General features: G+C 67.1%; 19 protein-coding genes and 1 other annotated feature. Of the genes, 12 read left to right on the top strand and 7 right to left on the bottom strand.

Annotated elements, in window-relative coordinates; translation table 11 throughout:
- Positions 1–31: 31 nt before the first annotated feature.
- Entirely contained in the window at positions 32–631 is a 600-nt protein-coding gene (locus LC068_RS00095; RefSeq protein WP_226633485.1) for a TIGR02466 family protein, read from the top strand.
- Between the two features lie 111 nt (positions 632–742).
- Here LC068_RS00095 and LC068_RS00090 read toward each other — a convergent pair whose 3' ends face one another.
- Entirely contained in the window at positions 743–2,224 is a 1,482-nt protein-coding gene (locus tag LC068_RS00090) for a SulP family inorganic anion transporter (RefSeq protein ID WP_226633482.1), read from the bottom strand.
- A gap of 63 nt (positions 2,225–2,287) precedes the next feature.
- Positions 2,288–2,351: a sequence feature (sul1 is cis-regulatory element that is thought to sense ions involved in sulfur or methionine metabolism; They are found in Alphaproteobacteria), on the bottom strand.
- A gap of 121 nt (positions 2,352–2,472) precedes the next feature.
- Between LC068_RS00090 and LC068_RS00085 the strand changes: the two genes are divergently transcribed.
- The gene (locus LC068_RS00085; protein WP_226633480.1) at positions 2,473–3,714 is read left to right on the top strand and encodes a putative DNA modification/repair radical SAM protein; all 1,242 of its coding nucleotides are present in this window, start codon (positions 2,473–2,475) and stop codon (positions 3,712–3,714) included.
- A complete protein-coding gene (locus tag LC068_RS00080) occupies positions 3,714–5,159 on the top strand; it encodes a UdgX family uracil-DNA binding protein (RefSeq protein ID WP_226633478.1) in 1,446 nt (481 codons plus the stop codon). Before LC068_RS00085 ends, LC068_RS00080 begins: the two co-directional genes overlap by 1 nt.
- A gap of 3 nt (positions 5,160–5,162) precedes the next feature.
- Here LC068_RS00080 and LC068_RS00075 read toward each other — a convergent pair whose 3' ends face one another.
- On the bottom strand, positions 5,163–6,659 hold the full coding sequence (locus tag LC068_RS00075) for a serine hydrolase domain-containing protein (protein ID WP_226633476.1): 1,497 nt from the start codon (positions 6,657–6,659) through the stop codon (positions 5,163–5,165).
- 156 nt (positions 6,660–6,815) lie between these two features.
- Here LC068_RS00075 and ettA point away from each other — a divergent pair, with 156 nt between their 5' ends.
- A complete protein-coding gene (gene ettA, locus LC068_RS00070) occupies positions 6,816–8,483 on the top strand; it encodes an energy-dependent translational throttle protein EttA (protein ID WP_226633474.1) in 1,668 nt (555 codons plus the stop codon).
- Between the two features lie 41 nt (positions 8,484–8,524).
- Here ettA and LC068_RS13765 read toward each other — a convergent pair whose 3' ends face one another.
- Both LC068_RS13765 and LC068_RS00060 read right to left on the bottom strand, forming a co-directional pair.
- Entirely contained in the window at positions 8,525–10,156 is a 1,632-nt protein-coding gene (locus LC068_RS13765; protein WP_264182043.1) for a M56 family metallopeptidase, read from the bottom strand.
- The gene (locus LC068_RS00060; RefSeq protein WP_226633472.1) at positions 10,153–10,554 is read right to left on the bottom strand and encodes a BlaI/MecI/CopY family transcriptional regulator; all 402 of its coding nucleotides are present in this window, start codon (positions 10,552–10,554) and stop codon (positions 10,153–10,155) included. The genes LC068_RS13765 and LC068_RS00060 overlap by 4 nt, the downstream gene beginning before the upstream one ends.
- A gap of 127 nt (positions 10,555–10,681) precedes the next feature.
- Between LC068_RS00060 and LC068_RS00055 the strand changes: the two genes are divergently transcribed.
- Positions 10,682–11,611, top strand: a complete 930-nt coding sequence (locus LC068_RS00055) for a 2-hydroxyacid dehydrogenase (protein WP_226633469.1) — start codon at positions 10,682–10,684, stop codon at positions 11,609–11,611.
- 68 nt (positions 11,612–11,679) lie between these two features.
- Complete coding sequence (locus tag LC068_RS00050; protein WP_226633467.1) at positions 11,680–12,531, top strand: DUF6065 family protein; 852 nt, start codon at positions 11,680–11,682, stop codon at positions 12,529–12,531.
- Here the strand turns inward: LC068_RS00050 and LC068_RS00045 are convergent.
- Entirely contained in the window at positions 12,528–13,007 is a 480-nt protein-coding gene (locus tag LC068_RS00045) for an EF-hand domain-containing protein (RefSeq protein WP_226633465.1), read from the bottom strand. The genes LC068_RS00050 and LC068_RS00045 overlap by 4 nt on opposite strands.
- Positions 13,008–13,112: 105 nt before the next feature.
- Here LC068_RS00045 and LC068_RS00040 point away from each other — a divergent pair, with 105 nt between their 5' ends.
- From LC068_RS00040 to metH, 6 genes are read left to right on the top strand one after another with little or no spacing between them, the layout of a single operon-like run.
- Positions 13,113–14,078 (top strand): ArsR/SmtB family transcription factor, encoded by a 966-nt coding sequence (locus LC068_RS00040; protein WP_226633464.1) that lies wholly within the window; start codon positions 13,113–13,115, stop codon positions 14,076–14,078.
- Complete coding sequence (gene metF, locus LC068_RS00035; RefSeq protein WP_226633463.1) at positions 14,075–15,019, top strand: methylenetetrahydrofolate reductase [NAD(P)H]; 945 nt, start codon at positions 14,075–14,077, stop codon at positions 15,017–15,019. The genes LC068_RS00040 and metF overlap by 4 nt, the downstream gene beginning before the upstream one ends.
- Positions 15,019–15,888 (top strand): subclass B3 metallo-beta-lactamase, encoded by an 870-nt coding sequence (gene bla / locus LC068_RS00030; protein ID WP_226633462.1) that lies wholly within the window; start codon positions 15,019–15,021, stop codon positions 15,886–15,888. The genes metF and bla overlap by 1 nt, the downstream gene beginning before the upstream one ends.
- The gene (locus LC068_RS00025; protein ID WP_226633461.1) at positions 15,885–16,952 is read left to right on the top strand and encodes a homocysteine S-methyltransferase family protein; all 1,068 of its coding nucleotides are present in this window, start codon (positions 15,885–15,887) and stop codon (positions 16,950–16,952) included. The genes bla and LC068_RS00025 overlap by 4 nt, the downstream gene beginning before the upstream one ends.
- Positions 16,949–17,440, top strand: a complete 492-nt coding sequence (locus tag LC068_RS00020; RefSeq protein ID WP_226633460.1) for a DUF6882 domain-containing protein — start codon at positions 16,949–16,951, stop codon at positions 17,438–17,440. Before LC068_RS00025 ends, LC068_RS00020 begins: the two co-directional genes overlap by 4 nt.
- On the top strand, positions 17,440–20,085 hold the full coding sequence (gene metH, locus LC068_RS00015; protein WP_226633459.1) for a methionine synthase: 2,646 nt from the start codon (positions 17,440–17,442) through the stop codon (positions 20,083–20,085). Before LC068_RS00020 ends, metH begins: the two co-directional genes overlap by 1 nt.
- A 12-nt stretch (positions 20,086–20,097) precedes the next feature.
- On the opposite strand, the gene LC068_RS00010 is transcribed toward metH, so the two are convergent.
- Positions 20,098–20,667, bottom strand: a complete 570-nt coding sequence (locus LC068_RS00010; protein ID WP_226633457.1) for a hypothetical protein — start codon at positions 20,665–20,667, stop codon at positions 20,098–20,100.
- A 149-nt stretch (positions 20,668–20,816) separates the two neighbouring features.
- Positions 20,817–23,483, bottom strand: a 2,667-nt coding sequence (locus LC068_RS00005; protein WP_226633455.1) for a TonB-dependent receptor plug domain-containing protein, incomplete at its 5' end; no start/stop codon positions are given.

The raw sequence follows: 23,483 nt of genomic DNA, 5'->3' as shown, positions 1-23,483 counted from the left end.
CGACCCGGCCCGAACGGGCTATCCCGGGGGCATGACCCTGCGCCCCCTGTTCGTCACCCAGATCTATCAGTCCGAACTGAGCGAAGCCGGACTGGTCCCGGAACTGGCCGACGCCTGTCGCCTGCTCGCGGCCGAAGACGGTGCGGGCCGGGCCTGGTGCCGCGAGCACCGCTATCCGGGCTACACCTCCTACGGCTCGCTGAATGACCTGCCCAAGCGTATGCCCGAGTTCGAGGCGCTGAAGCGGGAACTGGATCGTCATGCGAAGGCCTATGCCAGGGCTCTGAACTTCCAGCTGGCCCGCAAGCCGAAGCTCGACAATCTGTGGGTCAATGTCCTGAAGCCCGGCGGCGGCCACACCGGCCATATCCACCCGCATGCCGTGCTGTCCGGCACGGTCTATATCGAGGTGCCCGAGGGAGCCTCCGCGCTCAAGCTGGAAGACCCCCGCCTGCCCATGATGATGGCCCGCCCCGGCGTCGCCCCCGATGCGCCTGAGGCCGAACAGCCCTTCGTCTATCTGAAGCCCCGTCCCGGCACGGTGCTGATGTGGGAGAGCTGGCTGCGCCACGAAGTGCCGCCGAACGGCGCAAAGGCCGAGCGCATCTCGATCAGCTTCAACTACGCGTAAGTCCGATGAACCCGTCATCCTCTGGCTTGACCAGAGGATCGGTGCGGGCACTCCGGCGGCCAGCGTGACACCGACCCTCGGATCAAGTCCGAGGGTGACGTGCCCTTGACGTCAGTGCGCGCCGGCCCCGTCGGGCAGGTGCTCCTTCTCGTGGCGCCCCAGTTTGGTGACCAGGGTCTGGGCGGCCTGATTCATGCCGCTGACCTCGACCACGGCGCCCTGGCGGCGATAGCGGAACACCACCTTGTCGACGGCGACCACGCCCGTGATGTCCCAGAGGTGGGCATTCGACATGTCGATCTCGACGCGCGTCGGATGGCCGTGGTGCTCGAAGCTGGCGGCAAAGACATCGGCCGAGGCGAAGAACAGATTGCCGCTGACGCGGTATTTCAGCTCCCCCTCGGGGGCCTCGACCTCTTCGACGACCACGGTCTTGCCGACCTTGCGCATGAAGAAGATGGCCGACAGCACTACGCCCAGTACCACGCCCTTCGACAGGTCATGGGTCAGGACCACGGTGATCGTCGTGGCCAGCATGACGATGGACGACTGGAACGGCATGGTCCTGAGCCTGAGGATAGATCCCCAGTCAAAGGTGCCGATCGACACCATGATCATGACCGCCACCAGTGCAGCCATGGGAATGCGGGCCACCCAGTCCTGTAGCAACAGGATCAGGACCAGCAGCAGCACCCCGGCCCACAGGGTCGACAGGCGGCCGCGCGCGCCGGACGTCACATTGATGATCGACTGGCCGATCATGGCGCATCCCGCCATGCCGCCGAAGAGCCCGGCCGCGACATTGGCGATGCCCTGGCCCCGGGTCTCGCGATCCTTGTCGGACGGGGTGTCGGTGATGTCGTCCAGCAGATTGGCAGTCAGCAGGCTTTCCAGCAGCCCGACGAAGGCCAGCGTCCCGGCGACCGGGGCGATGATGGCCAGGGTCTCCCATGTCAGGGGCACCATGGGGATGTGGAACATCGGCAGGGTTGTCGGCATCTCGCCCATGTCGCCCACGGTTCGGACATCCAGCCCGCTCCAGATGACAAAGCCGCTGATGACGATGATGGCGACCAGCGCCGAGGGCACGGCCTTCGTCAGGCGCGGCAGGCCGTAGATGATCGCAAGCCCCGCGGCGACCAGGGCATAGGTCTGCCAGCCCATGCCAATCAGCTCGGGCAGCTGGGCCATGAAGATCAGGATCGCCAGCGAATTGACGAAGCCCGTCATGACCGAGCGCGACACGAATTTGATGTAGCGCCCCAGCCGCAACAGGCCGATGCCGATCTGGAAGATGCCGGTCAGGATCGAGGCAGCGAACAAATATTCCAGCCCGTGATCGCGGACCAGGGTCACCATCAGCAGGGCCATGGCCCCGGTCGCCGCACTGATCATGGCCGGACGCCCGCCGGCAAAGGCGATGGTGATGGCGATCACCACACTGGCGTACAGGCCGACCGCCGGATCGACCCCGGCGATGATGGAAAAGGCGATCGCCTCGGGGATCAGGGCCAGGGCCACAACCGTGCCGGCCAGCAGGTCCTTGCGCGGATGGGCCAGCCACTGGGCGCGGGCCGATTGGAAGACGGACATGAAGGGTCACACACCAGACGACCGGCCGCGCCCATGGGCGAGGTTCAGACAGGGGCCGGTCTCATTGCTCCGGCGGATCGGCGGCCGGAATAGCCACCCGCAGGCCCCTTGAGGGCGCGGGTCCAAGTTGCCCGCCCTGTCGCATGCTGCACCGCAACAGGCAAGGGAGTCGCGTGCGCAAGCCGCGACATTCCGCCCTTTACGGCCACGCTGGACGTCGCCGCCGGAATGGAACATAGCATGAACGCATGGCCCGTCTCGACCTGCGCAAGAAGCTGGAAATCCTCGCCGATGCGGCCAAGTACGATGCGTCGTGTGCGTCGTCGGGCGCGGGCAAGCGGAACTCGGTCGGGGGCAAGGGGATCGGCTCGACCGAGGGTATGGGCATCTGCCACGCCTATACGCCGGACGGGCGGTGCGTCAGCCTGCTGAAGATCCTGCTGACCAACTTCTGCATCTATGACTGCGCCTATTGCATCAACCGGGTGTCGTCCAATGTGCCGCGGGCGCGGTTCTCGGTGCAGGAAGTCGTCGACCTGACGCTGAACTTCTACAAGCGCAACTATATCGAGGGGCTGTTCCTGTCGTCGGGCATTGTCCAGTCGGGCGACTATACGATGGAGGAACTGGTGCGGGTCGCGCGCATCCTGCGCGAGGAGCACGACTTTCGCGGCTATATCCATCTGAAGCTGATCCCTGAGGCCGACCCCGATCTGGTGGCGCAGGCGGGGCTGTATGCCGACCGGCTGTCAGCCAATATCGAACTGCCGCGGGACGAGGCGCTGGCCCGGCTGGCCCCACAGAAGGACGCTGGCGTCATCAAGAAGGCCATGGGTCAGGTCCGCCAGCGGGTCGAGGCCGCCCGCCCGGCGAAGAAGGATCGCAAGCGCCCGCCCCGCTTCGCCCCCGGTGGGCAGTCGACCCAGCTGATTGTCGGGGCCGATGGCGCGCCGGACGGGGAAATCCTCGAGCGGTCCGCCTCGCTCTATGGCGGCTATGGCTTGCGCCGGGTCTATTACTCCGCTTTCAGCCCGATACCGGACTCGTCGGCGCAGCTGCCGCTGTCAAAGCCGCCGTTGATCCGCGAGCATCGGCTGTATCAGGCCGACTGGCTGATGCGGTTCTATGGCTTTTCCGCGCCCGAGATCGCCTCGGCGACGCCCGACGGCATGCTGGACCTGGCGGTCGATCCCAAGCTGGGCTGGGCCCTGGCCAACCGGGCCAGCTTTCCGGTCGATGTGAACCTGGCGGAGCGCGAGACCCTGTTGCGGGTGCCGGGCCTGGGCGTGCGCTCGGTCGACCGGATCCTCAAGGTCCGGCGCTACCGGACGCTGAGGCTGGAGGACATCCAGCGGCTGACGCGCAGTCTCGACAAGATCCGGCCCTTCATCACCACGCTGGACTGGAACCCCGGCGGCCTGACCGATGCCGCCGACCTCAAGGCGCGTCTGGTGAAGCCGCGTGAGCCCGAGCAGCTGAGCCTGTTTTGATGCGCACCGTGCGGCTGGAGTCGGAGACCGATCTGGACGGCTGGCGCACCCATGCCCGCGCCCTGCTGTTCGAGGGGGTTCAGCCGGCCCATGCGGCCTTCCGCACGGGGACGACGACCGCCGGCCTGTTCGAGGAGGTCGCGCCCCCCTCGCCTGCCCCGGCGAGCCTCGCCCTGACGGTGCCGCGTGCCTTCATGGATCTGGCGGCCGCGGTCGCGCTGCACCGGTCGGAAGACCGGTTCGACCTGCTGTACCGGCTGCTGTGGCGGCTGCAGCAGGACCGGCACCTGCTGAACATCGTCTCGGACCGCGATGTCGCTGACGCCATGGAGCGGGCGAAAAACGTGAGCCGCGCGAGCCACAAGATGAAGGCCTTCGTCCGCTTTCGCCGGATCGGCGACGCGGGCGATGAGCGCTGGATCGCCTGGTTCGAGCCCGCGCACAGGGTTCTGGAGCGGACGGCGCCCTTTTTCCAAAGGCGGTTCACGACCATGCGCTGGACGATCCTGACGCCCGACGGCACGGCCGACTGGGACGGCAAACACCTGACCTTCGGACCACCCGCGACGAAGGATCAGGCCCCGGAGGGCGATGATGTCGAGGAGTTCTGGAAGACCTACTACGCCTCGACCTTCAATCCGGCCCGGCTGAAGACGAAGATGATGCAGAGCGAGATGCCGCGTCGCTACTGGGCCAACCTGCCCGAGGCGGCGTTGATCCCGGAACTGGTGGCGCGGGCGGCGGTTCGGGAAGAGGCCATGGTCCGTGCGCCAGCCACACCCACCAATGCCCGCCTGTCGCGCGCGACCGCGCCGGTGGTCGAGCGCGCCACGACCAATGAAGTGGTGCCGACCTCGCTCCCCGCGCTGGCGGCTGGGGTTCAGGGATGCCGGCGTTGCCCCCTGTGGCGCGATGCCACCCAGGCCGTCTGTGGCCGGGGGCCGACGCAGGCCCCGCTGATGATCGTGGGCGAGCAGCCGGGCGATCAGGAGGATCTGGCCGGCGAGCCCTTCGTCGGCCCGGCCGGTCAGGTGCTGGATGCCGCGCTGGCCGAGGCGGACCTCGACCGGAACGCCGCGTGGATCACCAATGCGGTCAAGCATTTCAAGCACGAACCCCGCGGCAAGCGACGCCTGCACAAGACCCCGGATGCCGGGGAGGTTCAGGCCTGCCGCTGGTGGCTGGACGCCGAGCGGGCGCTGGTGAAACCCCGACTGATCGTGACGCTGGGGGCGACGGCGGCGCTGGGCGTCCTGGGCCGCAAGATCGCGGTGACGAAGGAGCGGGGCCGCCCCGTCCGGCTGGACGATGGAACGGCCGTCCTGCCCACCGTTCACCCGTCCTACCTGCTGCGCCTGCCGGACGCAGAGATGCGCGAGGCCGAACGCGCCCGCTTCATCGCCGATCTGAAGGCGGCGAAGGCGTTGCTCGCAGACGCCGAATGACCCTCAGCGCAGGCGTTCGAATACCGCGCCGTCATAGGTGAGCCGGTCTGTACCCACGAAGGTAATGGTCTGGCCCCGCACCGGTATGAGTTCGACGCGCAGGCTGTTGGGTTCCGGGAAGGGCTGGGCCTCGGAGGACAGGACGCCGATCGAGACGATCAGTCCCTCTCCGGTCGAGGCAATCCGAAGCCGGCCCATCTCAGGGTTTTCATAGACGCCGACATAGGCGCCCAGCGGATGATCCATACGCCAGGGACGGGCCTGCCGGGCCTCGGCATCGGCGGCGATGCGGGGGATGAGTCCGGCGATCCGCTCCGCGAGCGCCGTCACCTCCGCCCCGTGCACGGTCTCCGCGTCGGGCCGGTCGCTGTAGAGGTCATACAGATAGTTGGCGACCACGTCGGCAAGCCCTCCCGCCACGGCGTCCTCATTGATCAGCACGACAACGCCGATACCGCGTTCGGGCATGAAGGAGACGTGGGCCCGCGATCCGCCGAAATTGCCGAAATGATGGATCAGGGTCTCGTCGCCATAGCGTCCGACATACCAGCCCAGTCCATATCCCAGACGCCGATAGGGACCGAAGGTCGTGTCGGTGTCGACAAGCGCCCTGTGGGTCGATGCCACCAGACCCGCCGGAAACACCCGCTCGCCGTCCAGCACCCCGTCGGTCAGCTGGATTTCGACCCAGCGCGCCATGTCCCGCGCGGTCGACACCAGACCTCCGGCCGAGTGCATCGTCTGATCCGTCTTCTGTACCGGCGCCACGACCGGACCGCCGGCCAGATGCCCGAGGTGCCCGACGGTGACGGTCGCCCGCTCGCGCTCCGCCTCGATCCAGGGGGTGGTCGCTTCCATGCCCAGAGGCTCCAGCACCTCGCGCGTGGCCAGATCCCGCCAGTCGAGTCCCCGATCCGCCTCGATCAGCGTGGTCGCGAGATTGTAGCCGAGGTTGGAGTAGAGAAACTGGCCATAGGGGCTCTCGTCATCCCATGCGGTTGCCGGGATCAGGTCCCGCCGGACGTCGGCGGTATGATCGCCGGAATAGGCCAGGCGAAAGGTTAGCCCCTCGTTCCGGAGCCCGGATCGATGGGACAGCAGGTCGCGAAGCGTCACGCGGCCGGCGATATCCGATGGCAGGCCGGCGTGGGACCAGGCGCCCAGGGGCGCATCGAGGTCCAGCTCTCCACGGGCATCCATGGCGGCGATCGACAGGGCCACGATCGGCTTTGTCGAGGAGGCGATGTAGAAGCGCGTGTCCGCGTCGACCAGAGTCCCGGTGCGTACATCGGCCACGCCATGCCCTGACAGATAGACGATCTCGTCATCCATCACGACGGCGACGGCCATGCCAGGCACGACGTCCACCGCCTCCAGACTGCGCGCGATGAAGGCGTCAGCCCGCGCTGCGCGAGGATCTGTGGACTGGGCGCTCACGCTGGCGGCCGGTGCCAGAAGGCACGCGAGGGCGAGGGCAAGTCCGGCGAATGGGTCGCACATGGTGAGGTCATCCTTCCCGAGGTTTCCTCTCAGGAGGCTTCGAGCGGGGCGAATGGATGCAGGCCGGTGCCGGGGCGGGCGTTGCCCTTCGCCCCCGCAGTCGCTACATCCCGCCCCAACCTCCCCCCACACGATTTCAAGGGCGCACCGCACTCCATGGCGCAGCAGTACATCTTTCAGATGCAGGGTCTGACCAAGACCTTCCCCGGCGGCAAGAAGATCTTCGAGAACATCTGGCTGTCGTTCTACAACGACGCCAAGATCGGCGTGGTCGGGGTCAACGGCTCGGGCAAGTCGACCCTGCTGAAGATCATGGCCGGGCTGGACAAGGAGTTCCAGGGCGAGGCCAAGGCCGCCGACGGCATCAAGCGTGGCTATCTGGAGCAGGAGCCCCAGCTGGACCCCAATCTGAACGTTCGCGAGAACGTCGAGGCCTGGTGCGAGGAGAAGCAGTGGGTGAACCGCTTCAATGCGGTGGCCGGCGAGCTGGGTGAAAACTACACCGACGAACTGATGGAGGAGATGACCTCCCTCCAGGAGAAGATCGACGCTGCCGACGTCTGGGACATCGACAGCCGTATCGAAATGGCCATGGACGCCCTGCGCTGTCCGCCGGACGACTGGGAAGTGACCAATCTGTCGGGGGGTGAGAAGCGCCGCGTGGCGCTGGCCCGCCTGCTGCTCAGCAAGCCCGACATGCTGCTGATGGACGAACCGACCAACCACCTGGACGCCGAGTCGGTGGCCTGGCTGCAGCACCACCTCGAGAACTTCCCGGGCTGCGTGATCCTGGTCACCCACGACCGCTACTTCCTGGACCAGGTGACCAAGTGGACGCTGGAGCTGGACCGCGGCAAGGGCCACCCGCACGAGGGCAACTATTCCAGCTGGCTTGAGGCCAAGCAGAAGCGCGTGGTGCAGGAACAGTCCGAGTCCGAGGCCCGTCAGCGGGCCCTTACCCGCGAACTGGAGTGGGTGCGCTCGGGCGCCAAGGCCCGCCAGGCCAAGTCCAAGGCCCGTCTGGCAGCCTATGAGCGCATGGTCGACGAGCAGGAAGCCGCGCGCGGCGCCCAGACCCACGCCCACATCCAGATCCCGCCCGGGCCGCGCCTCGGCAATGTGGTGCTGGAGGTCGAGGGACTGGAAAAGTCCTATGGCGACAAGCTGCTGTTCAAGGATCTGACCTTCAAGCTTCCGCCGAACGGCATCGTCGGCGTGATCGGCCCGAACGGCGCGGGCAAGTCGACCCTGTTCAAGCTGATCACCGGCCAGGACCAGCCCGACGCCGGCAAGATCCGCGTGGGGGAGACGGTCAAGCTCGCCTATGTCGACCAGTCACGCGACGACCTGAAGCCCGACGAGACCATCTGGCAGGCCATTTCGGGCGGCACCGATGTGATGATGGTCGGCAAGCGCGAGATCAACACCCGCGCCTATGTCGGCAGCTTCAACTTCAAGGGCGGTGACCAGCAGAAGAAGGTCGGCCAGCTGTCGGGCGGTGAGCGCAACCGGGTGCACCTGGCGCGCACCCTGGCCACCGGCGGCAATTTGATCCTGCTCGACGAACCGACCAACGACCTGGACATCGAGACCCTGCAGAACCTCGAGGAGGCTCTGGAGGAGTTCGCCGGCTGCGCCGTGGTCATCTCCCACGACCGCTGGTTCCTCGACCGTCTGGCCACCCACATCCTGGCCTTCGAAGGCGACAGCCACGTCGAATGGTTCGAGGGCAACTTCGAAGCGTACGAGGAAGACAAGAAGCGCCGCCTCGGCACCGACGCCCTGATCCCCCACCGCATCAAATTCCAGAAGTTCGGACGATAAACCGAACGGGAGGCGCGGTGACGCGCCTCCCGCCCTTTTCTTCAGCCCATATTGGCAGCCTGCGCCCGCATTTCAGCGGCCTGGCGCTCCATCGCGTCGGCCTGTTCCCGCAGCCGGGGCGCAAGCGCACGCAGTTCGGCATCGGTCACGGTCTCGCCGCGGGCACGGTTGCGGGCGATCTGGTCGGCTCGATAGGCCGGATCCTCAAGACGGGCGGCCTCCTCCCGCATCTCGCGGGCGCCGGCCAGCATGTCGTCCGCTCCCTCGGCCATGTGACGGGCGGCTTCACGACGCGCTGCGGTCGCCTGCTGTCGCGCACCGGCCGCTTCTGCCCGCGCCCGTCCCGCCTCGGCCCGCGCAACGTCCGCTTCGGCGCGCGCGCGCTCGGCTTCCACCCGCGCCGACCGGGCGGTGACCCGAGCCGCCTCTGCATCCTGACGGGCGGTCTCGGCCGAGGCCCGGGCGCGGTCCACCTCGGCCTGTTCCTGTGGCGAGAGGTCTTCATAGGACGTCACACGGTAGTGTGTGGTGGTGCTGCGTGTGCTGGCCGGAGGCGCGGGCGGCGCCGGCGGGGCGGGCGGATCCTGAAGCCTGCGCGGGGGTGCGGGCGGCGCGGGCGGTGCCGGCACGGGCGCGAGCGCCAGAATAGGTGCAGCGGGTGCCCGGGGCGCAGCCGGGACCGGCGGCGGCGGCGGCGGGTCCTGGGTCACCTGCAGGGCCGCTAGCGGGGTGGCGACCAGCGACAGGCCGACAACGGCCATGGCCACGGCGAAGGGCCGCGAACGGGGGGTGTGTTCAGACATCAGACAGGCAATCCTTTTCTTGAGGAGGCGGACGTCTCCCGCCATGGCGGTCGAGGCCCACAGGGCGGGGGACGAAGAGGCGGGCTGGCTGGCCAACCGGACGAGGGCGTGGGCATAGGTCTGGCGATCCATGCCGGCGACGGCGGCGGCATCGGCGGCTTCCTCGGTCCGCGCGACCAGGGCAGCGTGAACCATCCAGACCACAGGGTTGAACCAGAAGACCGCCAACATCAGCCGCGAGAGCATCAGGAACATCCAGTCGCCGCGCCGGAGATGGGCGAGCTCATGGGCGAGGATGGCCTCGGCGGCCGAGGCGTCGGACAGGCTGGCGGAATCGAGCAGGATGGTGCCGGGCGGCACACCCCAGCTGACGGGGCCGCCGAGCCGCGGGGTCGCGATCAGCCGGGGAGTCCGGCGGGGGGCCAGCCGGGCGAGCGCCGCGCGCCAGACCGGCTGCGTCACGGGACTGCCCTCCCCGCTCCAGCGATCCAGCGTCATCACCCCGGCCACCAGCCGCGCCACAACAGCCAGACTGCCGAGCAGCCAGACGATGGCCGCGATCTGCAAGGGCCCGGGCCAGGGCATGGCGGCCGAGACGGACAGGCCCGCCACGGGACCGATCTCCCCCTGCCAGGCCGGCCCTACCGTTAGGGCTGCCGCCTCAGCCGCCGATGATGCCGGCAACAGGGCAAGGTTCCAGGCGGGCACCATGAGGGTGACCAGCGGCAGGGCCAGAAGGACGCAGACGGTCGCCCGGAGGATGTCGACGCGCTCGACCGGGCGGCGGGTCAGCAGCAGCGAGCCGACCAGACCAGCCGTGCCGATCACGGCGGCCTTGACCGTCAGGGTCATCAGCAGGGGGGCGATCATTGTTCTTCACCTTCGGCCGACGGCGACTTGAGACTGTCTATGGTCCTGCGCAGGGCCTCGGCTTCCTCGGGTGTGAGCGAAGTCCCCATGCCCAGCAGGGCGGTGGCGGCGCTGGCTGCCGATCCGGCGAAGAAGGTGTCGACCATCCGCCGCAGCGCCCCGGCCGCCACCGAGTCGGTGCGCGGCACCGGGGCGTAGACAATGCCCCCTGTTTCCGAGGATCGGGCGACCAGACCCTTGGCCTCCAGACGCACCAACAGGGTGCGCGTCGCGGAATCGCTGAGCGGGTCGCTGAGGGCCGAGCGCAGGCTGGCGGTCGTCGCAGATCCCAGCCTACACAGGGTTTCGAACACCTCGCGTTCGCGTCTGGGCAGGGTTTCGAGGGGGCCGGAGGTCATGGCGTTCTCTCACTACAAATGTAGCGCTACGTTTGTAGCGAATTGAGTCAGGAATGAGGCTGCGGCATGAAACCCGTGACAGGTTCGCCGCGCTTGCCAGCGGCCCTTGAAGCGGAAAGGATCAGCCATGACCCAACGCCCCGCAGTCCTGATCATGCAGCGGCATCTGGCGCCGCTGACCGGTTTTCTGGAATCCAGCTATGACGTCTACCGGTTCTGGGAGCACCCGCCGGTCGAGGCCGAGCGCGATATCCAGGCCCTGATCGTCGCCGGAGAGTTCCCGCTCGACACCGCCCTGATCGAGCGTTTGCCGGCGCTCAAGCTGATCGCCTGCTTCACCTCTGGCTATGACGGCATCGATGTTGACTGGTGCCGGGCGCGCGGCCTGCCCGTCACCCACGCCCCGGCGGTCAATCACGAAGACGTCGCCGACCACGCCATCGGCCTGATCCTCGCGTCGCGCCGGCGACTGGTCGAGGGCGACCGCACCTTGCGCAGCGGGGGTTGGACGCCCGAGTCCCGCCTGATCACCCCCTCGCTCAAGGGCGCCCGGCTCGGCGTCGTCGGTATGGGCCTGATCGGCCAGGCAATCGCGGAACGGGCCCGCCCCCTGCGCATGGCCGTCGACTGGTGGGGGCCCCGACCCAAGGACGTCGAATGGCCGCGCGCCGACAGTCTTCTGGCGCTGGCGCGACAGTCCGACATTCTGGTGGTGGCCTGCAAGGCCGAAGACGACAACCGGGGCCTGATCGATGCCGACGTGCTGGCCGCGCTGGGGCCCTCCGGCCTGCTGGTCAATGTCGCGCGCGGCAGCCTCGTCGACGAGGACGCCCTGATCCGTGCCCTCAAGGGCGGAACGCTGGGAGCCGCAGCCCTCGACGTCTATGAGGACGAGCCGACCGATCCCGCCCGCTGGGCCGATGTGCCCAATACGGTCCTGACCCCGCACACCGCCGGCGCCACGACCGAGTCGGTCCAGGGCATGCTGATGCTGCTGATGCAGAACCTGGCCGCCCTGTTCGCGGACCAGCCGCTGGTCAGTCCCGTCAGGGACTAGACGATGGACAGGGCGGGCGAATTGCGCCTGTCTGTGCCGCCTGTTGTTGCCTTTTGTGAGGGGTGCCCGTGACCCAGCCTGCTGCCTCCGCCGAGTTTCGCCTGGAATGCGTGCCCCTCACGCCCGAGCCGCCGGAACTGAAGCCCGGGCGCCCCGAGCGCGTCTGGATGGATGCCTTCGCCGCGCGCCACGCCTATCGCTGCCTGCCCCTGACCATGGCCAACACCACCGGCTGGGAGGTGCTGTGCCCGTTCGGATTCGAGGCCGAATGGTCGGGCGGCATGAATGTCGAGGACATCCGCCTGACGTTCGACGAGGGCGCGCTCTACCCTGACCATGTGGTCGCCTCGCACTTCAGCCATGGGGTTCTGACCTTCCATCTCGGCTGGATGTTCCGGACGCCGCCGGGCTGGGCGCTTCGGGCCTCGGGCACCCCCAACCGGCCCAAGGACGGGATCGCCGCGCTGGAGGGGCTGATCGAGACCGACTGGCTGCCCTACCCCTTCACCATGAACTGGCAGTTCACCCGCCCGGGCAAGGTGCGCTTCGAAAGGGGCGAGCCCTTCTGCTTCATCAGCCCGGTGCCCCATCGCCAGATCGAGGCCTTCCAGCCCGTCAGGCTCACCCTCGATCAGGATCCCGCGCTTGCCGGAGAATATGAGGCGTGGAAGGAGAAGCGCACCGACTTTAACCAGCGGATGGCGGGCGGCGACCCGGCGGCACTGCGCGAGGCCTGGCAGCGCTTCTATTTCCGGGGTCAGTACCCGGACAGTGACCGCAAGGCCGAGGCCCACGTCAACAAGCGCCGACTGGCCGGTCTGACCGAGGCGCCCGTCACGCCCCAGGGCAAGGTCGATTTCCGCAGTTGGTCCAGCCTGGCCGCCGCGCGAAACCGGCCGTCCGACAGCACGGCGGACTAAGGCCGGCGGCCCGGACGCTCCTCGGCGGTCACGACGCCGTCGCCGTCCACATCCATCATGGCGAACAGGCGTGTCGCGGCCTGACGGACCTCATCGCGGGTCAGGGTGCCATCGCCGTCCAGATCGGCCCGCCGCAGCATGCGGGCCCCGTTCGGCCCATCGCCCGCGCCCAGCTCGTCCGGCGTCAGGCGGCCGTCGCCGTCGATGTCCTGACGGTCGAAGCCCGCCAGCATCCGTTGCTCCAGACCACGCAGGGTCTGGTCCGCGCCGCCCGGACCAGACCGGCGAGGGAGACGGTCGTACGGTGCCCCCGCGGGCGGCGCTGCGCCGGCCTCCTCCGCCATCTGCTGTCTGCTTTCGGATTCCGGTGCGACCTGCGCCACCGGGGCCACGTCCCCCTCTTCCTCCGGCGCCGGGCCGCAGGCGGCGAGGGCGAGGATCAGGCCCAAGACCGCAGTTGGATGAATCTTCGACATGGCGTGTCTCCGCGCTGCACCTTCGACAAACATACGCTCAAGCCCACGCGTTCCGTCGCGGAATTTCGCTTGCATAATCGTATAAGGATATCTTTATATGATTGGATGAGCTGGACCGCTGATCAGACCATCGAAGCCTTGAGAGGGGCAGGAGAGCCCACGCGCCTGCGCGTGCTGGCCCTGCTGGCCGGCGACGAACTGTCGGTGATGGAGCTGTCGCACATCCTCGACCAGAGCCAGCCCCGGGTCTCACGCCATCTGAAGCTGATGACCGAGGCCGGTCTGATCGAGCGTTTCCCCGACGGCGCGCGCGTCTATTACCGCCTGTCGTCCGAGCCCACGGCCCGTCGGCTGGTCGACACGGTTCTGGATCTGCTGGATGACCGGTCGAGCGAGCAGGATCATCGTCGGCTGGACGAGGTGCGCCGCGATCGCGACGCCGCCGCCGAGGCCTACTTCGAGCAGGTCGCGCCCCAGTGGGACCGCATCCGCTCCCTCTATGTCTGCGAATCGGCGGTTGAGGCCGCCATCGAGCGTGCCGCCGGACCCGGCCCGTTCGAGCGGCTGGTCGATCTGGGCACGGGCTCGGGCCGGATGCTGACCCTGCTGGGCGGGCGAGCCCGGATGGCCGTGGGTCTGGACCTGTCCCAGAACATGCTGAACATCGCGCGCGCCAAGGTGGCCCAGGCGGGCGTGGGCCGCGTCGAGCTGCGCCATGGCGACATCTTTGCCACCCGCCTGCCCTCGCAGAGCGCCGACCTGGTGCTGGTGCATCAGGTTCTGCACTACCTGTCCGACCCGGCGGCCGCGGTCGGCGAGGCGGCGCGTCTGGTCATGCCGGGTGGCAAGCTGCTGATCGTCGATTTCGCTCCCCACGACCTCGAGGAACTGCGGGACGAGCACCAGCACCGGCGGCTCGGTTTCACCGATGCCGAGATCAAGGGCTGGCTGGACCACGCCGGCCTGACCGCCAGCGCGCCCATCGCCCTCCCCCCGGACAAGGACGGCCTGACCGTTCTGATCTGGACGGCGACCCGCCCGGCCGAGGCCCGTCGGCAGCGCGCCTCATGACCTCGCTGGCCGAAGCCCGCGCCCTGCTTCTGTCCCCGCTTGGCCCGGTCGCGCGGGCGGGCAGCAACCGCAATGCCGTCAATGTCTCGTTCGAGTTCTTCCCGCCCCGTTCGGATGATGCCGAGGCGGCTTTGTGGCGCGCGATCCGCAGGCTGGAACCGCTCAACCCGGGCTTTGTCTCGGTCACCTATGGCGCCGGGGGATCAACGCGCGAGCGGACGCACCGCACCGTCGAACGCATCCTGTCCGAGACAACGCTTTCGCCCGCAGCGCACCTGACCTGCGTGGACGCCTCGCGCGATGAGGTCGATGCGGTGATCGCCGACTACAAGGCCCTCGGGGTCCGCCACATCGTGGCCCTGCGCGGGGACCCGCCGGACGGAGCGGGCATCGGCGGTGTCTATCGCCCCCGCGCCGACGGCTATGCCAATGCCACCGAGCTGACCGCCGCCATTGCCCGGCACGGCGACATGGAAATCTCGGTCGGCGTCTATCCCGAGAAGCACCCCGAGAGCCCCTCGCTGGATCACGACATCGAGGTGCTGAAGGCCAAGGTCGACGCAGGCGCGACCCGGGCCGTCAGCCAGTTCTTCTTCGACATCGACGCCTTCCTGCGGTTCCGGGACCGGGTGCGGGCCGCTGGCATCACGGTGCCTCTGACCCCCGGCATCATGCCGGTGTCGAATTTCAACGGACTGAAGCGGATGAGCGCAGGGTGCGGCGCCGCCGTCCCCGACTGGCTGGCCGCCCACTTCGAGGGCCTCGACAACGACCCCGAGACCCGCAAGCTGCTGGCCGCCTCGGTCGCCGCCGAAATGTGCGCGCGCCTGCAGGAAGAGGGCTTTGCCGACTTCCACTTCTACACCCTGAACCGCGCCGACCTGGTCTATGCCATCTGCCGGGTGCTGGGCGTGCGAGAAACCTCCGTGGGGGCCGACTGATGCTGCGATCCATCCTTCTGGCTGTGGCCCTGATGCTGGGCGCGGCGCCCGCTCTGGCCCAGGACGAAGAAGACGCGCGGGTGGAATGGAACCGCCCCGCCCCGCCGTTCACCGTTGTCGGCAATGTGCATTTCGTGGGCGTCGCCGGGCTGGGCGCCTGGCTGATCACGACCCCCGAGGGGCACATCCTGATCGACGGCGGCCTGCCGGAATCAGCTCCGCGCATCATCCAGTCCATCCGCGAACTGGGCTTTGAACCGACCGACGTCCGGATCCTTCTCAACACCCACGCCCACGTCGATCATGCGGGCGGTCTGGCAGAACTCCAGGCGGTGACCGGCGCCCGGATTATTGCCAGCGAAGGCGACCGGGGAGCTCTGGAGTCAGGGCGCCATCACGGCCTGACCAACTACGGAACCTGGTGGTTTCCGCCCGTCCATGTCGATCAGGTGATCGCCGACGGCGAAACGATCGAGCTGGGCGGCGTCCGCCTGACGGCCATCATCACGCCCGGCCACACGGCAGGATGTACGAACTGGAGCCTGCCGGTCCGGGATCACGACCGTGATCTCAATGTGCTGTTCTTCTGCAGTGCCTCCATCGGGGGGAACCGCCTCGTCGGCAATACGGAGTATCCGGGGATCGTCGACGACTACCGCCGGACCTTCCAACGGTTGGGCGGGATCAAGACCGATGTGGTTCTGGCCAACCACCCCGAGGTCGCCGATCTGTTCGAACGGCGGGAGCGGCAGATCAAGGGCGACGCCAACGCGTTCGTTGACTCCGCCGCCTTGGGCGAGATCGTTGAGGCCTATCGCGAGGCCTTCGAGGCCGAGTTGCAACGTCAGCGGGCGGGAGATCGCCGATGACCCGCGCCGACCGCATCGAGGCCCTGCACGCCGCAGCCCGCGAGCGCATCCTCGTCCTCGACGGGGCCTGGGGCGTCATGATCCAGCGCGGCAACCTCGACGAGGCAGACTTTCGCGGCGAGCGCTTCGCGGATCATACCGGCCAGTTGAAGGGCAATAACGACATCCTGTGCCTGACCCGGCCAGACGTGATCGCCGACCTGCACGACCGGTATTTCGGCGCAGGGGCCGACATCTCCGAGACCAATACCTTTTCGGCCACCGTGATCGCGCAGGAGGATTACGCCCTCGACGCCACCGCGGTGCGCGACATCAATCTGGAGGGCGCGAAACTGGCCCGCGCCGCCGCCGACCGCTGGACGGCGAAGGAACCCCACAAGCCCCGCTTTGCCGCCGGTTCGATCGGGCCGCTGAACAAGATGCTGTCGATGTCGTCCGACGTGAACGATCCCGGCGCCCGCAGTGTGACCTTCGATCAGGTCTATGACGCCTATCGCCATCAGGTTCAGGCGCTGAACGAAGGGGGCGTGCACCTCTATCTGATCGAGACCATCACCGACACGCTGAACTGCAAGGCGGCGATCAAGGCCATCAAGGACCTCGAGGACGAGGGCATGGAGCCCCTGCCGATCTGGATCTCGGGCACGATCACCGACCGCTCGGGTCGCACCCTGTCGGGCCAGACGGCCGAGGCCTTCTGGAACAGCGTGCGCCACGCAAGGCCTTTCGCCGTGGGCTTCAACTGTGCACTCGGGGCCGACCTGATGCGGCCGTTCATCGCCGAGCTGAGCCGCGTGGCCGACACCCTGGTCGCCGCCTATCCCAACGCCGGCCTGCCCAACGCCATGGGCCAGTATGACGAACAGCCCCACGAGACCGCCCACCACCTCGAGGAATGGGCCCGCTCGGGTCTGGTCAATATCGTCGGCGGCTGTTGTGGCACCACGCCCGACCACATCCGCCATGTGGCCGAAGAGGTCGCAGGCGTGACACCGCGCGCGATTCCCCAGCGTCCGGTGGCCATGCGGCTGTCGGGGCTCGAACCGTTTGAGCTGGTGGCATGAAATTTCTGAAGATTTTCGAGAAGAAGGGGCCGGGCGGGTTCGACTACGACCAGTGGATCACAGCCGCAGAGATTGAGCTCGCAACCAAGCAGGCCGCGCTGACGGACGCGTTCAACCTAGGCCAGTGGACGTCTTGGAACGCAGACCTCGCAGCCGGGAAGATTTTCTTTTCCGACGAGAGCGGCGTCCGCGTCGTCGGCGAGGTACAGATTGTCGGTTCGCGCGGCTCCAAGGACTGGCTGTGGGCTTGGGCAAACACGAGCCTGCCCGCCGCCTTTGTTCAGGATAGCGCGTTGGCCAAGGCCTTCGGCGACGAGCATGGGATTGAGGAGCTCTCGCAGGCTTCTGTCACCGCGGCCGACCTGGAGCCGGTCGGCTGGCGCCTGACGGCAGCCGTCGTTCGCCTATCTGACGCGATCGGTGCCTACAGCGCGCCGACGGGAACGGGGGCCCTCCTGCTCGCGATCAAAACCCTGACACGAGTCTGATGCGTCCCACCTTCATCAATGTCGGTGAGCGGACGAACGTCACCGGCTCGGCCAAATTCCGGAAGCTGATCGTCGCGGGTGACTATGGGGCGGCCCTCGAGGTCGCGCGCCAGCAGGTCGAGGCCGGCGCGGCCATCATCGACATCAATATGGACGAGGGCCTGCTGGACGGCGCCGTCGCCATGCGCACCTTCCTCAACCTGATCGCGGCCGAGCCCGACATCGCGCGCGTGCCGGTGATGATCGACAGCTCGAAGTGGGAGGTGATCGAGGCGGGCCTGAAGTGCGTCCAGGGCAAGCCGATCGTCAACTCGATCTCGCTGAAGGCGGGCGAGGCCGAGTTCCGCGAGCAGGCGGTAAAATGCCTGCGCTACGGGGCGGCCGTGGTCGTCATGGCCTTTGACGAGGAGGGTCAGGCCGACACCGCCGCGCGCAAGATCGAGATCTGTACCCGCGCTTACCGCATCCTCGTCGATGAGGTCGGCTTCCCGCCCGAGGACATCATCTTCGATCCGAACATCTTCGCGGTCGCGACCGGGATCGAGGAGCACGACAACTACGCCGTCGACTTCATTGAGGCGACGCGCGTCATCAAGCAGACCCTGCCCTCTGCCCGCGTGTCGGGCGGGGTGTCGAACGTCTCGTTTTCATTCCGCGGCAATGAGCCGGTGCGCCGGGCGATCCACTCGGTCTTCCTGTACCACGCCATCCAGGCCGGCATGGACATGGGCATCGTCAACGCCGGTGACCTGCCGGTCTATGACGACATCGACCCGACCCTGCGCGAGGCGGTCGAGGATGTGATCCTGAACCGGCCGCAGCGGACGAACGTCACGAACACCGAGCGGCTGGTCGACCTCGCTCCTCGCTACAAGGGTGAGAAGGGCGCGGCGCGGGTCGTCGATCTGAAATGGCGTGAGGCCCCGGTCGGCAAGCGGATCGAACACGCCCTGGTCCACGGCATCACCGAGTTCATCGAGGCCGACACCGAGGAGGCGCGGCAGGCCGCGGGACGGCCGCTGCACGTCATCGAAGGCCCCCTGATGGACGGCATGAATGTCGTGGGCGACCTGTTCGGCTCGGGCAAGATGTTCCTGCCGCAGGTGGTGAAGTCAGCGCGGGTGATGAAGCAGGCCGTCGCCTGGCTGGAGCCTTTCATGGAGGCCCAGAAGGCCGGCAAACCGCGCGAGCAGGCCGGCCGCATCCTGATGGCCACGGTCAAGGGCGACGTCCACGACATCGGCAAGAACATCGTCGGCGTGGTCCTGCAGTGTAACAACTATGAGGTCATCGATCTGGGCGTCATGGTTCCGGCCGATCGTATTCTGGACGCGGCGGTCGAGCACAAGGTGGACATCGTCGGCTTGTCAGGCCTGATCACGCCGTCCCTGGATGAGATGGTCTTCGTAGCTTCGGAAATGGAGCGGCGCGGGTTCGACATCCCCCTGCTGATCGGGGGCGCGACGACCAGCCGGACCCATACGGCGGTCAAGATCGAGCCGGCCTATGCGCGGGGCTCGACCACCTATGTCGTCGATGCCTCCCGCGCGGTCAGCGTGGTGTCCGGCCTGCTGTCGAAGGACGACCGCGCCCGCAATGAGGCGGTCGCGCGCGAGGAATACGCCCGCATCCGCGAGCAATATGCGCGCAGTCAGGACACCAAGGCCCGCGCACCGATCGGACAGGCTCGCGCCAACCGCTGGCGGCCGGAGGAGGCTGTCAGCCTGCCCCCCGCTCCCTCATTCATCGGTACACGGACGTTTGACGCCTGGGACCTTGCGGATCTGGCCGAGCACGTCGACTGGACCCCCTTCTTCGCCAGCTGGGAGCTGATCGGCCGCTATCCGCAGATTCTGGAAGACGACATTGTCGGCGAGGCCGCGCGCGACCTGTTCAAGGATGCGCAGGCGATGCTGAAGCGCATCATCGACGAGCGCTGGTTCACGGCCCGTGGGGTGGTCGGCTTCTGGCCGGCCAATGCGCGCGGCGACGACATTGTGGTCTGGACCGACGCCGGGCGCACGACCGAGCTGGCCCGCTTCCACACCCTGCGTCAGCAGATCGCCAAGGCGAACGGCAAGCCCAATCTGGCCCTGTCGGACTTCGTCGCCGAAGACGGCGCCGACCACATCGGCGCCTTCGCGGTCACCGCCGGCCACGGAGAGCTGGAGATCGCCCGGCGCTTCCGCGAGGCCGGCGACGACTATTCGGCCATCCTCGCCACCGCCCTCGCCGACCGTCTGGCCGAGGCCTTCGCCGAGCGTCTGCACAAACAGGTCCGTACCGAACTGTGGGGCTATGCGCCCGATGAGGCGACCTCGGTCCAGGACCTGATCGAAGAGAAATACCTCGGCATCCGCCCGGCTCCCGGCTATCCGGCCCAGCCGGATCACACCGAAAAGTCGACCTTGTTCCGTATACTGAACGCCCGCGAGGCTGCCGGTATGGATCTGACCGACAGCTTCGCGATGACACCGCCCGCCTCGGTCTCGGGCCTCTATTTCGGCCACCCGGGCAGCCACTATTTCGGCGTCGGCAAGATCGATCGCGACCAGGTCGAGGACTATGCGGCGAGGAAGGGCTGGGACGTGGCGACCGCCGAGCGCTGGCTGGCCCCCATTCTCAACTACACGCCCGGGACCTGACGGGACCCGCCCCTATTCCGCAGCGACGGCCGGCTCCAGTCCCACTTCGGCCAGTGTGGCCGGCGGGGTGGTGATGTTGTCGTGGATTCGGCGCGCCGCGTGTTCGCACCGGCCCGGCAGACCGAAGAACAGGCCGAAGGTCTGATCACGCGTGGCCAGATCCTGCTGCATCACCTGGGCCCAGCTGGCCCGCACGCTCGCCGCCGCGGCTTCGGCCGCGGACAGGCTTTCCGGGCTCTGGCGCGGAGCGGCGGCCTCGAGGGCGCGCGTGAACTTGCGGGCTTCCGCCTGACCCAGCTGGATCAGCTCCAGATCCAGTTCGTCATCCGTTTCAAGGCTTTGTCCCAGGGCAACATGACCGCTGACCATGGCCTCGCACCAAGCCACCAGCGGATAGTCCGCCGTCGGCGCACCGGGGGGCAACGGATTGGAATAGGCGACCGCCTCCCACATGCGCTCGGTGTTCTGCGAGGCAAAGACCGCGTCGGTGCCGCCCGTGCGGATGACGGCGTCCTGTGCGACGGCCGTGCCGGCGAGGCCGAGGGCAAGCGTGGTTCCGAGGAGAAGCGTACGAACGATCATTGCGGTCCTGAAGTCTGTGGGTCTGGCCCCGATAGTCCGGCGAAGCCTCACCGTTCAACCGGGCATTTTGACGGCGGTTCCGTCCACGGCAAAGAAAAGGGCGGCGAACCCGAAGGTTCGCCGCCCCAATCCTGTGTCTGATCTACCGATTAGAAGCGGTAGGCAACGCTCAGACGGACACCGCGCGGGGCCTGATAGGCCGTCGGACGGGCATAGTTCGGATCCGGGGTGGACGCATCCAGATCGCCGAACTCGTTGTAGTCCGTCTCGGCTTCGAAGCCGAAGACGTTGAACACGTCGGCCCGCAGAACCAGGGAGTCACCCGGAATGGTGAAGACTTCCGACAGGTTGTAGGCGAACGTCAGGTCCAGGTTCTTGGTCCAGTCGCTTTCGAAGACCGAACCACGCGGCGTGGCCACGCCCTGACAGAACCACGACGCCGGGCCGTACAGCGAGGCGAAGAAGTCCGTCGGGTGAACGCCCTGACAGCCGAACTTCCGCGGCGACTGAACGATCAGGTTGGCCCCGATGTTCAGCGCCGGCGTGACCTGCCAGTTACCGAACGCCTTGAAGCTGTGCGCACGGTGGTTCGGCAGGAAGCCGTAGGAGTTGTCGGTCAGGCCGGGCTGGTCGAAGTCTTGCGACAGACCGGGGTCGGTCTGGCCGTTGTCCGACTTCAGAGCGCCTTCGTAGTTGCCTTCGCTTTCCGACCAGACGTAGCTGAACCGGGCGCCCCAGATACCGTCGAAGGATTTCTCCATCGACACTTCCACGGCCTTGTAGGTCCGCTCCGGCTCCGGATAGTTCAGCTGGTCCGCCGTCAGGGTGATTTCACGATCGGTCGTGATCACACCGCCGGTGGCGCGCGACAGGTCGGCACCCGACAGAGTGATGACCATGTCCTCACCCGGGTTGGTCAGGACGTACTGGTGGAAGCCGTACCACACCGAATAGCACTGGGTGTAGGTCAGGTCCGTTGCGACGTTATCGCAGTAGTCCAGAACGGCGGCGTCGATGGCGACGTCGTCGATGGCCGTACCCAGATCACGGTAGGTCCCCTTGATGCCCAGGGTCCAGCCGTCCCACATTTGCTGCTCGTAGCCGAGGATGAACTCGTCCACGAACATCGGGTCGATTTCCTTGTCGACCTGGGTCGAGATCGGCTTGACCGTGCCATCCGCGAGGTTGGTGCCGCTGACGAACGATCCCAGGATGGGCTCGTCGGTCGTGTCATTGATGCCGTCGCAGTTGGCGTCAACACCCGGCGCGCAGGTGGTGCGGTCCAGCGTCCAGACATCCTGGATGAAGAACTCGGCACCGGCCAGACGCTGGTTGGTGTTGACCGCGACCGGCAGGAAGTAGCGGCCGTAGAAGCCGAACAGCTTCGAGGTGCGATCGCCGGTCACGTCATAGGTGAAGCCGACACGCGGAGCCCATTGATCCTGCAGGTCCACAAAGGCCACGCCGGCGATGTTCTCGTTCTCGAAGCCTTCGTTCCGGATGCCCAGGTTCAGGGTCAGCTGGTCCGTCACCTGCCAGGAATCCTGCAGGTAGTAGGCGTTCTGGGTCGAGGTCCAGCCACCGTCGTTGTCATAGGCGCGGATGCGGACCCGCGTCGGCTGACCGCCGACCACGGACTGGTAGCGATACCAGAGACCACCCGTCACTTCACCGGTACAGGCGATGGTCGGAGTGATGCCACCCGGACGGCAATAGTTGTAGCCGGCGCCCGAGTAGTCGAGCTCCTGGTAGGCTTCCAGCTTCTCCTGGTCGATACCGAAGCGGAAGTGGTGCGAACCGAAGAAGTCGGCGTAGATGTCGACGTCGGCACGCAGGATGGTGCGCTCGTCCTCGTTGACCGACGGCTGACCGACACCCCAGACGCCGCGACGCGGGAAGCCCGGAAGCTGATCGGTGATCAGGGCGCCAGCATCGCCCGGCGAGGAGTTGTATTCGTTGTACTCGTTGACGCCATAGGCGATCGAGGTCGTCAGCCAGTCGGTCCAGATGCCGGTGTAGCGGGCGATCCAGTTCGAGCCACCGAATTCGAAGGTCGACGGCGTGAACTCACCGACGTAGTTCCCGGCGGCATCCACGAAGATGTTCCGGGTGTCCTGGGTCTGTTCGTCCGAGAAGTAGGTGAACTCCAGACGGTGGTCGTCATTGATCAGATAGTCGAGCTTGGCACCGTAGAAAGGATCATCGGACTCGACGCGGGTGCCGTTGGCACCGAAGCCGAAGGCCGGGTCGGTCGTGGTGGAACCGATGTTGACAAAGGTACGGTCACGGAAGTCGACCAGACCGAAGATGAACAGGCGGTCCTGGATGATCGGACCCCCGAAGTCGAAGATGATGTCCGAGGTGTTGACTTCGTCGAAGCGGTTCTGGGCCAGGTAGGTGTCCGGCGAGTCATCGCGAAGCGCGTCGGGCTCCCAGTAGGCCGTGATGCCGAATTCCCACTCATTGCCGCCCGACTTGGTCGTGCCGTTCAGCACGCCGCCGGTGCCGCGACCGAATTCCGACGAATAGCCGCCGGTCTTGGTTTCGAGCGTCTGATAGAATTCGAACGGAACGGTCGACGAGCCCGTGAAGTCACGGAATTTCGTGATGTTCAGGCCGTTGATGAAGTAGGTGTTTTCACCGGCCGAGGCACCGCCGATGGTCGGGATGCCGCCGAAGGCACCGTCCGAAGCGGTCACGCCCGGGGCCAGCAGGGCCACGGCGCCGGCGTCACGCGCGATCGGCACGTTCCGCGACAGCTCCTCGACGTTGACGGTCAGACCCGTGGTCGTGGCGTCAAACTCGGAGACGGCCTG

Origin of the sequence: Brevundimonas poindexterae, from assembly GCF_020524625.1 — a bacterium.
GTDB lineage: Bacteria > Pseudomonadota > Alphaproteobacteria > Caulobacterales > Caulobacteraceae > Brevundimonas > Brevundimonas poindexterae_A.
The sequence above is the reverse complement of the archived record's forward strand: the minus strand, read 5'-3'. Positions and strand labels throughout refer to the sequence as shown.

Coding starts and splice junctions, on each gene's coding strand:
- LC068_RS00040 (WP_226633464.1), top strand. CDS start 13,113: ATGAGCTGGACCGCTGATCAGACCATCGAAGCCTTGAGAGGGGCAGGA.
- LC068_RS00045 (WP_226633465.1), bottom strand. CDS start 13,007: ATGTCGAAGATTCATCCAACTGCGGTCTTGGGCCTGATCCTCGCCCTC.
- bla (WP_226633462.1), top strand. CDS start 15,019: ATGCTGCGATCCATCCTTCTGGCTGTGGCCCTGATGCTGGGCGCGGCG.
- LC068_RS00025 (WP_226633461.1), top strand. CDS start 15,885: ATGACCCGCGCCGACCGCATCGAGGCCCTGCACGCCGCAGCCCGCGAG.
- LC068_RS00085 (WP_226633480.1), top strand. CDS start 2,473: ATGGCCCGTCTCGACCTGCGCAAGAAGCTGGAAATCCTCGCCGATGCG.
- LC068_RS00080 (WP_226633478.1), top strand. CDS start 3,714: ATGCGCACCGTGCGGCTGGAGTCGGAGACCGATCTGGACGGCTGGCGC.
- ettA (WP_226633474.1), top strand. CDS start 6,816: ATGGCGCAGCAGTACATCTTTCAGATGCAGGGTCTGACCAAGACCTTC.
- LC068_RS00010 (WP_226633457.1), bottom strand. CDS start 20,667: ATGATCGTTCGTACGCTTCTCCTCGGAACCACGCTTGCCCTCGGCCTC.
- metF (WP_226633463.1), top strand. CDS start 14,075: ATGACCTCGCTGGCCGAAGCCCGCGCCCTGCTTCTGTCCCCGCTTGGC.
- LC068_RS00095 (WP_226633485.1), top strand. CDS start 32: ATGACCCTGCGCCCCCTGTTCGTCACCCAGATCTATCAGTCCGAACTG.
- LC068_RS00020 (WP_226633460.1), top strand. CDS start 16,949: ATGAAATTTCTGAAGATTTTCGAGAAGAAGGGGCCGGGCGGGTTCGAC.
- LC068_RS00055 (WP_226633469.1), top strand. CDS start 10,682: ATGACCCAACGCCCCGCAGTCCTGATCATGCAGCGGCATCTGGCGCCG.
- LC068_RS00060 (WP_226633472.1), bottom strand. CDS start 10,554: ATGACCTCCGGCCCCCTCGAAACCCTGCCCAGACGCGAACGCGAGGTG.
- LC068_RS00090 (WP_226633482.1), bottom strand. CDS start 2,224: ATGTCCGTCTTCCAATCGGCCCGCGCCCAGTGGCTGGCCCATCCGCGC.
- LC068_RS13765 (WP_264182043.1), bottom strand. CDS start 10,156: ATGATCGCCCCCCTGCTGATGACCCTGACGGTCAAGGCCGCCGTGATC.
- metH (WP_226633459.1), top strand. CDS start 17,440: ATGCGTCCCACCTTCATCAATGTCGGTGAGCGGACGAACGTCACCGGC.
- LC068_RS00075 (WP_226633476.1), bottom strand. CDS start 6,659: ATGTGCGACCCATTCGCCGGACTTGCCCTCGCCCTCGCGTGCCTTCTG.